The sequence below is a fragment of the Sphingobium sp. Cam5-1 genome, from assembly GCF_015693305.1.
Classification (GTDB): domain Bacteria; phylum Pseudomonadota; class Alphaproteobacteria; order Sphingomonadales; family Sphingomonadaceae; genus Sphingobium.
The window spans coordinates 2,768,897-2,781,219 of the sequence record NZ_CP065138.1 but is presented as its reverse complement, the minus strand read 5'-3'; the positions used below and the strand labels follow the sequence as shown (position 1 = coordinate 2,781,219).

Genomic DNA, 12,323 nt, shown 5'->3' with positions numbered 1-12,323 from the left:
TTGATGCTCGACGGTCGTCCATCCCCCTTCACCATCTGAATTTCAGATTACGAAACGATCCGTGGCGCGGATCAGGGCGTCGAGGATGCCGGGTTCATTATAGGCGTGCCCAGCGCCCTCGATCATCTCAAACCGCGCTTCAGGCCATGCCTTGTGCAGCGCCCAGGCGGTCTCGGCGGGACAGGCCATGTCGTAGCGACCCTGAACGATCACGCCGGGAATGTCGCGGAGCTGGCCCGCATCACGGATGAGCTGGCCTTCCTCCAGCCAGCCGCGATGCACGAAATAATGATTTTCGATCCGCGCGAAGGCGAGCGCAAACGCATCATCCTCATGCGTGGCTGACAGGGCAGCGTCGGGCAGCAGACGGATGGTTTCGCCTTCCCAAACGCTCCACGCCTTGGCCGCCGCGACCTGCGCCAAGCGATCTTCGCCCGTCAGGATGCGGTGATAGGCATGAAGCAAGTCGCCTCGATCCTTCTCCGCTATGGGAGCAAGGAAACGTTCCCACTTATCTGGATAGATGCGGCTGGCACCTTCCTGATAATACCAGTCGACCTCCTGCTGGCGCAGCGTGAAGATGCCGCGCAGAATCAATTCGCTGACATGGGCGGGATGGCTCTGTGCATAAGCAAGCGCCAGCGCCGATCCCCAGCTGCCACCGAAGACAAGCCATTGGTCAACGCCCATCAATTCCCGCAACCGCTCGATGTCCGCTACAAGATGCCAGGTCGTATTCGCTTCCAGCGAGGCATGCGGCGTCGAACGGCCGCAACCGCGCTGGTCGAACAGTAAAATGTCGTAGCGATCCGGATCGAACAGGCGGCGGTGATCAGGCGAGATGCCGCCGCCCGGCCCGCCGTGGAGAAAGACCACTGGCTTTGCCCCCGGCGTGCCGACGCGCTCCCAATAGACGGAATGGCCGTCACCCACATCGAGATGGCCGACAGCATAGGGATCGATTGCAGGGTATAGGGTGCGCATGAAGGAAGCCTAAGCGAGCCAATGGGCAAAGGGAACAAGCGACAAGATCAGCCTATCCACGGATTGGGTGACGGTATCCGCAGTGCGTGAGGGCGTCTGCTACAATTTGCGACAAATTCGCCTTGGCCTTGCCAAGATTTTGAGACAGTTCGCCCCTAGTGACGGACCATCAAAGGTTCGCTTTTCCAAAAGGGGTATGTTCGTGCGCCGACCGGCTTCGCTGATGCTGTTTTTCATGATGGGCGCATCGCCCGCTGCGCTGATGGCGCAGACTTCAGCTCAGGAACCGCCTGCGCAAATGGAGGAAGGCGACGAGATCATCGTCACCGGCCAGCCGCAGCGGGGCGCGGTGCTGGGCAATATCAAGCCTGAGCAGCAGCTTTCCTCCGCCGACATCCGCGCTCTGGGCGTCACCTCCATTTCGGAAATGATCACCGAATTGTCGGTACAGACGAACGGGACCCCGGTCGTGCTGCTGAACGGCAAGCGCATATCCAGCTTTTCCGAAATCCAGGACATCCCGTCCGAGGCTGTGGCGCGCGTCGACATCCTGCCGGAACAGGTCGCCCTATCCTATGGCTATGCACCAACGCAAAAGGCGGCGAACATCGTCCTGCGCCAGCGTTTCCGGGCGGAGCTGGCCGATCTACGGGCAGCCACGACGACCGATGGCGGACGGGAAAGCGGGTCGGCCGAAGCGGGCCTGCTGCGCATCCGGGGCGACAATCGCTTTACGCTGAACATCAAATATAATGCCGCTGCTTCACTGCTGGAAAGCGAACGCGGGATCGATCGGACGGCGAGCAGTCCGGCGTTGATCGACATCACCCGTTTCCGCACGTTGAGTCCGGCGACCGAGAGCGTGTCCGCGAACGCCACCTATGCGCGTGCGCTCGGCGGCGTGTCGATGACCGTCAACGGCCGGGTCGAGCTGTCGGACAATAACTCGCTTCAGGGGTTGTCTGCCGCCGCACTTGCCGCGCCGATCGGCAACGGGCCGCTCTATGCCGAATTTCTGCGAGACAACCGGCTCGATCAGCAGATTCGCGGAACGACCGGCCATCTCGGCCTGACCTTCAACGGGCTGCTCGGCAAGGGGTGGCAATGGTCCTTCACTGGCAATGGCGACCTGTCGGACACCCGCACGCGAACGGACCGATCGGCGTCGATCGACCGGGCGAACGCGCGGTCGCAGGCGGTGACGGGCGACCTGCTGCTGTCAGGCCCTGTGTTCGAGTTGCCTGCGGGCGCCGTCACAAGCTCCGTCCGGGTGGGGGCGTCGGCCAATGACTTTGAGGGCTGGTCGATCCGCAACGGGTTCGAGCAGGACATCGACTATGACCGGCAGATCGCCAGCGGGCAGGTCACTCTCGACTTGCCAATCACCAGCAAGGCGAGAGGCGTCCTTGGCGCCGTTGGCGATATCGGCATCAATGTTAATTCGGCAGCGCAGGAGCTTTCGGACTTCGGCACGCTCTCCACGCTTGGTTATGGCCTGCGGTGGCGGCCGATCCCTGCGGTGCAACTGCTGGTGTCCGCGAACCAGGACCGGGCCGCGCCGACCGGCAATCAACTCAGCGATCCCGAAGTCAGGACGGAGAATGTACCCGTCTTTGATTATCAAAGCGGCCAGACCGTCTTCGTCACGCGGGTGACGGGGGGCAACGCCCAATTGAAGGAAAGCGTGCGCGACCAGTTCCGGCTGAGCGCAACGGTGAAGCCTTTCGACAAGCCCAACCTGACCCTGACCGCGACCTACCTCAACAGCCGGACAAGCAATCCGATCGCGGCATTCCCCGAGCCGACCCCCGCAATCGAGGACGCTTTTGATGGCCGCTTCACCCGCGTCTATGGCTTGCTGACCGAAATTGATGCACGTCCGATCAATTATCTGCGCTCGCAAAGCGAACAGCTGCGTTGGGGCTTCGACCTCTCCTTCCCGCTAAAGTCGCGCATCCAGAAGTTGGCAGAGGCTTGGCGCGCCGCCGGTGCAAAGCCGGAAGATCGCCCCAAGGAGTTGCAGGACATGCGCGCACTGTTCGGCAATCGCGGCGGACGGGGCGGAGAGCGGGGCGCGCAGGCAAGTCAGGATGGCACGCCGCCTCACGGACAGGAAGGCGGCGATCGAGCGCACGGCGAGGGCAGCTTTGGTGGCCCTGCCGGTGGCGGTCGGCCGGGGGGAGGCTTTGGCGGCAGACGTGGAGGCGGCGGCGGGCGCCTCAGCTTCAGCCTCTATCACACATGGCATTTTACCGAGAGCATCCTGATCGCGCCGGGCGTGCCGGAACTCGATCTGTTGAATGGCGACGCGACAGGATCATCGGGCGGCCAGCCGCGGCATGAGGTGGAGGCGCGCGTCGGCTATACCAACAATGGCCTCGGCGCGCGGCTCAGCGTCGATTGGGAAAGCGGCACCCATGTCGATGGTGCTCTTGGCGGGACGTCGCGGCTCGATTTCGGCAGTCTGGCAACGGCGAACCTGCGGCTGTTCGCCAATCTGGGGCAGATGCCTTCACTTGTGAAGAACCATCCCTTCTTGCGCGGATCGCGGGTGTCGATAGGGATCGACAATATCTTCAACACGCGCCGCGACGTGACGGACGCGACCGGGGGAACGCCGCTGCGCTACCAGCAGGGCTATCTCGATCCGCTGGGCCGCACGATCAGCATTTCCTTCCGCAAGCTGTTCTTCTGACTCTTGCCTAAATGACTCCGATTTTCGTCCGTTATGACCTTTGAAAACAAGGGTCGGAGGAATGCATGGCAAAGCCGATACGGATCGTGGTGGTCGATGACTCGCTGACCATTCGCGCCATGATCGAAACGCTGCTGGAACGCGATTGCCGGTTCGATGTCGTGGGCATCGCCCGCAATGGCGAAGAAGCGATCGACCTCATCCGCATGGAAAAGCCCGACGTGGTGACAATGGACGTCGCCATGCCGGGCCGGGATGGGCTCAGCATCCTTGACGAGATCATGGACATGGATCCCTGCCCCGTCATCATGCTGTCCAGCCTGATGCGCGACGGAGCGCCGATCATGGCCGAAGCGCTGGACCGGGGTGCCGCAGCCTGCTTCAACAAGGCGATGATCGCTCGGGAAGCCGGACGTTTCATCGCACTGGTCAAGGACGTGGCACGTGGCCTTGTTAAGGCCGAACAGGTAGCGATCGCCGCCTGAAACTTCCGCCACGTACAACAAAAGGAGCTGTCACCCGACAGCTCCTTTTTTATGTGCTTGCGGGCGTCGCCGCCCGAACCGGATCAGTCAGGTCAGGATGCCAATGAGCGAGGCAAGGCGCAGGCAGCGGCGATATCGATGGCGCTGGTAAATTCAACGCCCATCCGATCCTCGCGCGACCAGCGAACCACAGCGCTCACATTCTGGCTGTCACTGAACTCGATCGACAACTGGGTGCCTTGGGGCACATGCCACAGCCCCTCGATCATTGCGCCAGTCGAGGAGATGTTGCGGATGCGCCCGGTATAGGCGTGACCATCGGCCTGCACCGCGATCGTCCGCAGCATCGTCTTGCGCTCCGGGCGGCTGGACTGGAAACCCTCCACCAGCGCCACCGTGCCATGTGCGCGATGCCGGGCCAGCACATCGCTGGCAACAAGCGGGCGGCCATAGACATAACCCTGTATATGGCTGCATCCCAGATCGCGGATCAGCGCCAGTTCGTCCTGCGTCTCCGCGCCTTCCGCCGTGGTGTCCATGCCAAGCGCCTCGGCCAGGCTGACGATCGCCTTGATGATCGCGCTGTTGCGGCTGCCCGTCATCACCGCGCCGCGCACAAAGCTCTGGTCGATCTTGATCTTGTCGAAGGGCGCTTTTTTCAAATAGCCAAGCGAGGAGTAGCCTGTGCCGAAATCGTCGAGCGCCAGACGAACGCCAATCCCTTTAAGCCGGGCGAACATCGAATCCGTTCCGTCATTGTCATTCAGGAACACGCTTTCGGTGATCTCCAACTCCAACCGCTGGGGCGCGAGTTGGGAAGCAGCGAGCGCACTCATAACCGTGGCGGGCAATCCGGGATTGGCGAACTGGATCGGCGAGACATTGACGGCGACGCGAATATCTTCGTCCCACTCCGAAGCGTCGCGGCAGGCGGTGCGAAGAACCCAGTCACCCATCGAGCCGATAAGCCCTGTCTCCTCGGCGATGGGCACGAAAATGGATGGCGAAATCTCGCCACGTACGGGATGGGTCCAGCGAAGCAGTGCTTCATAGCCAGTGACCCGCTCCGTCCTTGAAGACACGACCGGCTGATAGACAAGGTGCAGCCCGTCCGAAGCCAGCGCGTGGCGAAGATCCTCCTCCAACTGCCGACGCCCCTCTGCATCGGCGTGCATTTCGGACGAATAGAAGCGATGAACGCCGCGCCCGTCGCCCTTTGCAGCATAGAGCGCCAGATCGGCGTTGCGGATCAGCGCATCGGCCGTGTCTCCGTCATGCGGGCAACAGGAAATCCCGATGGACACGCCGATGACGACCGCCTTCCCCTCAATCATATAGGGTTGCGACAGCGTATTGATGATCATCGTCGAGAGTTGGGACAGCAGCGCACGATCATGCCTGCCGGGCAGCAGAACCTTGAATTCGTCACCGCCCTGCCGCCCCACAAGGCCGCGATCGCCCGCGACACGTTGAAGACGCTGGCTCACCTGCCGCAGCAGCGCGTCCCCGGCGGGGTGGCCGAGCGTATCGTTGACGGTCTTGAAGCGATCCAGGTCCAGCATCAGCAGCGCGCAATCGCCCGACTTTCCAGGCGCACCGGCCACGGCATCTTCCAGCGACCGCAGCATCTGCACGCGATTGGCAAGCCCGGTAAGCGAATCGAACTGGGCGAGGCGCTTTACCTCCGCCTGGCTCCGGCGCATTTCGGTAAGATCGGTGCCACTCCCGCGAAAGCCGTGAAATTGGCCGAATTCGTTGAACACCGGCTGGCCGGATATCGACCACCAGCGCTCGTCGCGGGTCGCCGCAGCTCGAACATGAATGTCCGAAAAGCCCGTGCGCGTCGATAAATGGAAGCCGAGCGTGCGCTCGCCCCCGCCATTTTGATGATCGCCTGGGGAAACAATGTCGGTGATCAACTGGCCGACAAGTTCATCCTCCGCAATATCCAGTGTCCGGGTGAGCGTTTCGGAAAGATAGGTAAGGCAGCCCTGGCGGTCGGTTTCCCAGAACCAGCCCTGCCCCGACTGCTCATATTCCTGCAACAGGCGGTCGGATCGTTGGGCGCGAAGGTCCTGTTGATGTTGGGCGATTGCCCGTTCGAAATCAGACCTTGCCTGGCGCACTGCGGCAATCATCATGACCGCGATGCAACTCACCAACAAACCCAGTTGCGCAAAGCCCGCTTCCTGAAACGCCGAAACGATCAATGTGCCCAGAAAATAACTGACGCCCAGCAACCGCCGGTCGCCAAATATCGATACGGCGATCAACGCCATCGCGACTTCCGCCGCTAGAGATATCGACAATGGCCCCGCAAATTGCGCCGGACCCAGCAGCATGCTGAAACTCATGCTCGACAGCAGCGCCATCGGCAACATCAACCATTTCTGCACATGCGGCCGTAGACTCTGGAATCGTTCGGCACGTGGAGCGGCGATCAGCATGCCATCTATCAGCAACATCGCCAGGAATGTGATGAAGTGGAGAATATTGCCAAAGGTGAACAGCGGCACATGGAGCAGCGTGATGGTGCACAGCTTGCCCAGCAGCACCAGCGGCCAGAGGCGGGCGATATGGGCGAACGCTCCGGATATCCAGAAGGCTGACGCCTGCATCCCACCCTCGGCCAGACCCAGCGCGACCGCCAGATCGGCAGGTCGATATGATGTATCGCTTAGCTTGGTGCGCGACGGGGCCATATGCCGTGCGTAACGCACAGATGTTGAAAGAAACTTACCCGACCGGCTGGCAAGGTATGACGGGAGAGGGAACGCCCCTCTCGCGACGCGAATAGTGCCTCAGCGTCCGCTCAACAGAGTCCAAAACCAACGGAGCAGGATGAGGCAAGCGGTCCCGCACGACCGCTTACCCCGTTCCCGACTAAACGCGCATCGGCATCAGGACATAGAGCGCAGGGCTGCGATCATTTTCCCGAATGAGCGTCGGCGCTGCCGCGTCGGCGAGGTGTAGTTCGACCGTCTCGCTGTCGATCTGGCCCAGAATGTCGAGCAGATAACGGGCGTTGAAGCCAATATCGAAACCCTCGCCCTGAAACGCACCCGGCACTTCTTCGGCCGCCGTGCCGTTTTCGGGGCTGGTCACTGACAAGGTGATCTTGTCGCGATCGAGCGTCATCTTGACCGCGCGGGTCTTTTCCGTCGCGATCGTAGCGACGCGGTCCACGCCTTCCTCGAAGCTGCGCGGGTCGATCTTGAGCAGCTTGTCGTTCGCGGTGGGGATCACGCGGCTGTAATCGGGGAAAGTGCCGTCGATCAGCTTGCTTGTCAGGATCGCGCTGCCAAGCCCAAAGCGGATCTTGCTCGCCGAGAGGGTGATCTGCACCGAACCTTCGACCTCGTCGAGCAGCTTGCGCAGTTCACCGATGCACTTGCGGGGTATGATGATGCCCGGCATGCCATCGGCGCCATCGGGACGCGGCACGGTGACGCGAGCGAGGCGGTGGCCATCGGTGGCCGCTGCTTTCAGAACCGGCTGGCCATCATCCGACACATGGAAATAAATGCCGTTCAGATAATAGCGCGTCTCTTCGGTCGAGATGGCGAAGCGCGTCTTGTCGATGATCTGCTTCAGCGTCTCTGCGGGCAGTTCGAAGCTGGTCGGCAGGTCGCCTTCCGCGATCACCGGGAAGTCATCGCGCGGCAGGGTCGACAGATTGAAGCGAGCGCGGCCCGCTTGGATCAGCATCTTGCCTTCCGCCGCTTGCAGCGACACCTGCGACCCTTCGGGCAGCTTGCGGGCGATGTCGAACAGCGTGTGGGCCGAAATGGTCGTCGCGCCGGGCTGTTCCACATGCGCGGACACGCTTTCGACAATCTGGAGGTCGAGGTCGGTCGCCATCAGCTTGATCGCGCCATCGGCAGACGCTTCGATCAGCACGTTGGACAGGATCGGAATCGTATTGCGCCGCTCGACCACCGACTGGACGTGGCTGAGGCTCTTGAGGAGCGTGGCGCGTTCGATGGTGGCCTTCATGTCCCTGTTTGTCCGTTTCTTTTCTGCGCAAAGCCCGGATGCGGTCGAATCCGGGCGACAATGATGGATGATCCTTCATAACCACTGTTGCGGCGGCGGCAAGCACCTGCTGATCGTTTCGTGACGGCAAGGGTTGCAAAAGAGGACATGATGGGCTTTGCCAGCGTCATGAAGCGCGCCTGGTTCCTGCTCCTGCTGATCGCAACGCCAGCATTCGCACGTGATTCTCTGGGGATGTTCGAGGCTTGGGGGGCGTTCCGTGACCCGGCGGCACCGCGCTGCTATGCCATCTCCAAACCCGTGAGCCGCGCTGGCAATGGTTTCGCCGCGGTGGGGAATTGGCCTCGCCAGCGCGTGCGCGGACAGGTGCATTTCCGATTGAGCCGGGTGCGGGCGGATGGTTCTCCCGTTATCCTGAATGTTGGGGAGAGACGCTTCACGCTGGTCGCGGGGCAGGCTGATGCGTGGGCGCCCGACCCGCGCGCGGACGCGGCCATCATTGCGGCCATGCGATCAGCAGGCAGCATGAGCGTGCAGACGCAGGGCGCAAACGGGCGCGGTTTCGCGGACACCTACACGTTGCGCGGCGCGGCGACAGCGATCGACGCGGCGGCTTTGGGCTGCGCGCGGCTGCGCTGACAGAGGCTCCCTTTATAAATCCGCAAAAATCCGCTATGGGCGCTGCCATGCTTTCATCCGCCAGCCCCTTGATGCCGATTCCCGGCGCTATTGACCCTGTGCCCGTGCCGCGCGCTGTCACCCCTCGCGAAGATGGGCGCACCGACCTGATGGGTCTGTCGCGCCCGCAGATCAAAAGCGCGCTGGAGGAAGCAGGCCTCGACGCCAAGCAGGCCAAGCTGCGGTCGAAGCAGCTGTTCCACTGGCTCTATCATCGCGGTGAAACCGATTTCGGCGCCATGACCGACCTTGCCAAGCCGATGCGCGGCTGGATGGCGGAGCGCTTCATCGTGGGGCGTCCCGAGGTCGTCGAAGCGCAGGTGTCGAACGATGGCACCCGCAAATGGCTGCTCCGGTCGGACGATGGGCAGGACTATGAGATGGTGTTCATCCCGGACGCCGATCGCGGAACGCTCTGCGTATCGAGCCAGGTGGGCTGCACGCTCAACTGCCGTTTCTGCCACACGGGCACGATGCGCCTCGTGCGCAACCTGACGCCGGGCGAAATTGTCGGGCAGGTCATGCTGGCCCGCGATGCGCTGGGCGAATGGCCCAAGGGCAGCATGGCGTCCGCCAATGATGACGAAGCGGACGATAGCTCTCAATATAGCCCCGACGGCCGCATGCTGACCAACATCGTGATGATGGGCATGGGCGAGCCGCTTTATAATTTCGATAATGTGCGCGACGCGCTGAAGGTCGTCATGGACGGCGACGGCCTCGCTCTGTCAAAGCGGCGTATCACCCTCTCCACCTCCGGCGTGGTGCCGATGATGGCTCGCGCCGGGGAAGAGATTGGCGTCAACCTCGCCGTGTCGCTCCATGGCGTGACCAAGGATGTGCGTGACGAACTGGTGCCGCTTAACAAGAAATTCGGGATAGAACAGCTGCTGCAAGCCTGCGCCGACTATCCAAACGCGAATAATGCGCGCCGCATCACGTTCGAATATGTGATGATCAAGGACAAGAATGACAGCGACGAGGACGCGCGCGAACTGGTTCGCCTGCTGCGTCACTACAAGCTGCCTGCCAAGGTCAACCTGATCCCCTTCAACCCCTGGCCGGGCACCGACTATGAATGTTCGACGCCCGAACGGATCAAGCGCTTTTCGGAGATCGTGTTCGAAGGCGGCATCTCCGCCCCGGTGCGAACGCCGCGCGGACGGGACATCATGGCCGCCTGCGGGCAGCTCAAGTCCGCGAGCGAGAAGAAGAGCCGGGCGGAACTGGACCGGCTGGCGGCGGAAAAGCAGGCTGCGCTGGGGTAACCCACCCTCTCAACGCGGCGCGCCGGGCTCGCTGATCTTTTCTTCCACGTCCCGTTCATTCTCCTCGGGCTTGAGCGGCGCCATGACCCAGAAAGTCAGCAGCGTGAAGCCGGTGAGAACCACCGCTACATCATAGGTGCCAAGCCCCGCTGCAACGCCAATCGCCCCCGTGATCCACAGGCTCGCGGCGGTCGCGGTGCCCTTGACGGCATGTCTCTGCTGCAGGATCGCGCCGCCACCCAGAAATCCGATGCCCGCGATCACGCCTTCCAGCACACGGGCAAGCGCCGCCGGGTCCTGCGCCATCATCCCTTCCACCGTCTGCACAAAGCCACAGCTGGCGACAGCGACCAGCGGAAAGGTGCGCAAACCAGCGCTGCGTTCCGCCCGCTCCCGGTTCCAGCCGATAGGCAAAGCCAGGCAATAGGCGATGACGATAGGGACCAGATGCGGCAGCACTGAAAAATTGTCGCTCATCCATCCGAAACGCATGAAGATGAATTCGGATGCGCAACGATGCAGTTAGCTGTTGCCAGGCTCTTCCAGTAGGCCGGGAATCAGCGGCAGCAATTCGCGCGCCAGAAATCCGACAGGCCCCATGGTGCGGGCGAGTTCGCGCCCTGCCCGGCCGTGCAGCCAGCTGCCCCAGGCGGCCGCCCGCAACGGGTCCGCACCGCGCGCCGCCAAACCGCCGACGATCCCGGCCAGCACATCGCCCGAACCGCCGGTAGCCAGGCCGACGCAACCGCCCTCATGCAACAGGCAGGCGCCATCCGGAGCCGCGACTACGCTGCGGTCGCCCTTCAGGATGACCACCGCCTGAAATTCCGCCGCCACTTGTAGCGCGATCTTCGCGGGAGCCGCCGACACGGCCTCGACGTTTTGCCCGGTCAGGATAGCCATCTCGCCATGATGAGGCGTCAGGATGATATGCCCCTCATGCCCGGCGACGGTCGATCGCAACTCGCGCGCAGAGGTCAGCGCCGCCGCGTCGAGGACGATGGTGACCGGCGGATCGGTGACGGCCAATATGGCAGCGACCAGTTCACCCGTCTGGGAACTCACGCTCATCCCCGGCCCCAGAACCAGCGCGTCACAGCGGGCGAGCTGCGGCGCCAGACGCTCAGCCGCTCCGGCGGCGATCTCACCATTCTCCTCCGCAGGCAGCGCCGTCATCGCGGCTTCGGGAACCAGCACGCCCAGCGACATGGCGGCAGAGCGCACCGTCGCCATCTGCAATTTTCCAGCACCCGCGCGCAATGCCGCCTCGCCCGTCAACCGCAGCGCGCCCGGCACGAATTCCGCGCCGCCAACAACCAACACACGACCCCGCCCATTCTTGTCGGTGTCATGGTCGGGGATCGGCAGGGGGTGCGCGCGCAACCATTCACTATCGAGAGCCTTTGGCGTCATCCCCGTGCTCCGGCGATGGCATCGGGTTCGCGTGTAACGGGGGTCTCCTCTTCCTCCATCGGCGCGGTCACATTGTAACGGCGCAGCACCAGCCCGCCATTGCGCCCATGGGAAGGGTCATAAACATAATCGCTGATCGCGCAGTTCGCCACATCGCCAGCCCGGTCGATCGCCAGTATCTCCGCTTCATTCAACCCTTCGATGATATAGCGAAGGCACAGCACCACGACCTGATGCGTGAAGATCATCACGCGTCGTCCGGCATAATGCAGCGATATGGTGTCCATCACCGACCGGAGCCGCAGGATGACATCGCACCAGCTCTCTCCGCCCGGCGGCCGGTGATAGAATTTTCCGAGCATCTGGCGGAATTCATACTGGTCGGTCTCCAGATTGCGGATGCCCGTCGTCGTCAGCCCGTCCAAAATGCCGAATTCCTTTTCCCGCAGCCGTTCATCGAAGCAGATCGGTTCCTCGGCGGCGGCTCCGCCAACCTCGCGGAAAATCTGCGCAGTCTGAAATGCGCGCAGATAGGGGGACGACAACAGAACCTCCGGCCTTTGATCTTCGGCCTCGCTGCCGAACCAATGGCCTAGTGCCTGCGCCTGTTCACGGCCCAATCCACTTAACGGAACGTCCGCATCCCGCACGGACAAGGCTATGCGATCGGACTGTGCTTCAGTTGCGGCGTCGCGCGCCACATTTCCGGCGCTCTGGCCATGACGTACGATGATGAGCTGGCTAGGCCAATGAAGTGACGCCACGAGTCCCGCTGCCTTCCATGCCGGTTGCTAAGGCATGAAG

The 12,323-nt window shown here is 62.5% G+C and carries 11 protein-coding genes; 4 read left to right on the top strand and 7 right to left on the bottom strand.

Annotation, left to right across the window (positions count from 1 at the left end; all coding sequences use genetic code 11):
- Positions 1–42: 42 nt before the first annotated feature.
- Complete coding sequence (pip, locus tag IZV00_RS13795) at positions 43–984, bottom strand: prolyl aminopeptidase (protein WP_196225147.1); 942 nt, start codon at positions 982–984, stop codon at positions 43–45.
- A gap of 196 nt (positions 985–1,180) precedes the next feature.
- Between pip and IZV00_RS13790 the strand changes: the two genes are divergently transcribed.
- Positions 1,181–3,679 (top strand): TonB-dependent receptor, encoded by a 2,499-nt coding sequence (locus IZV00_RS13790; protein WP_443020051.1) that lies wholly within the window; start codon positions 1,181–1,183, stop codon positions 3,677–3,679.
- A gap of 65 nt (positions 3,680–3,744) precedes the next feature.
- Complete coding sequence (locus IZV00_RS13785; RefSeq protein WP_196225145.1) at positions 3,745–4,164, top strand: response regulator; 420 nt, start codon at positions 3,745–3,747, stop codon at positions 4,162–4,164.
- A 92-nt stretch (positions 4,165–4,256) separates the two neighbouring features.
- Here IZV00_RS13785 and IZV00_RS13780 read toward each other — a convergent pair whose 3' ends face one another.
- The 3 genes from IZV00_RS13780 to IZV00_RS13770 all read right to left on the bottom strand — a co-directional run bounded on the left by IZV00_RS13780 (position 4,257) and on the right by IZV00_RS13770 (position 8,330).
- Complete coding sequence (locus IZV00_RS13780) at positions 4,257–6,866, bottom strand: EAL domain-containing protein (RefSeq protein ID WP_196226675.1); 2,610 nt, start codon at positions 6,864–6,866, stop codon at positions 4,257–4,259.
- 181 nt (positions 6,867–7,047) lie between these two features.
- Positions 7,048–8,160, bottom strand: a complete 1,113-nt coding sequence (gene dnaN, locus IZV00_RS13775; protein ID WP_196225144.1) for a DNA polymerase III subunit beta — start codon at positions 8,158–8,160, stop codon at positions 7,048–7,050.
- Entirely contained in the window at positions 8,157–8,330 is a 174-nt protein-coding gene (locus IZV00_RS13770; protein ID WP_196225143.1) for a hypothetical protein, read from the bottom strand. Before IZV00_RS13770 ends, dnaN begins: the two co-directional genes overlap by 4 nt.
- On the opposite strand from IZV00_RS13770, the gene IZV00_RS13765 reads away from it, so the two are divergent.
- Positions 8,329–8,799, top strand: a complete 471-nt coding sequence (locus IZV00_RS13765; RefSeq protein ID WP_196225142.1) for a hypothetical protein — start codon at positions 8,329–8,331, stop codon at positions 8,797–8,799. The two genes, IZV00_RS13770 and IZV00_RS13765, sit on opposite strands and share 2 nt — an antisense overlap.
- A 47-nt stretch (positions 8,800–8,846) precedes the next feature.
- On the top strand, positions 8,847–10,106 hold the full coding sequence (gene rlmN, locus IZV00_RS13760) for a 23S rRNA (adenine(2503)-C(2))-methyltransferase RlmN (protein ID WP_196225141.1): 1,260 nt from the start codon (positions 8,847–8,849) through the stop codon (positions 10,104–10,106).
- A 9-nt stretch (positions 10,107–10,115) separates the two neighbouring features.
- Here the strand turns inward: rlmN and IZV00_RS13755 are convergent, their stop codons facing one another.
- Genes IZV00_RS13755 through IZV00_RS13745 form a run of 3 tightly spaced genes read right to left on the bottom strand, consistent with a single transcriptional unit; the run spans position 10,116 to position 12,283 of the window.
- A complete protein-coding gene (locus IZV00_RS13755) occupies positions 10,116–10,583 on the bottom strand; it encodes an MgtC/SapB family protein (protein ID WP_230463230.1) in 468 nt (155 codons plus the stop codon).
- 45 nt (positions 10,584–10,628) lie between these two features.
- Positions 10,629–11,519 carry an NAD(P)H-hydrate dehydratase gene (locus IZV00_RS13750; RefSeq protein ID WP_196225139.1) on the bottom strand — a complete coding sequence of 297 codons (891 nt, stop codon included), beginning with the start codon at positions 11,517–11,519 and terminating at the stop codon, positions 10,629–10,631.
- Positions 11,516–12,283 carry a histidine phosphatase family protein gene (locus IZV00_RS13745; RefSeq protein WP_196225138.1) on the bottom strand — a complete coding sequence of 256 codons (768 nt, stop codon included), beginning with the start codon at positions 12,281–12,283 and terminating at the stop codon, positions 11,516–11,518. The genes IZV00_RS13750 and IZV00_RS13745 overlap by 4 nt, the downstream gene beginning before the upstream one ends.
- Positions 12,284–12,323 lie beyond the last annotated feature (40 nt).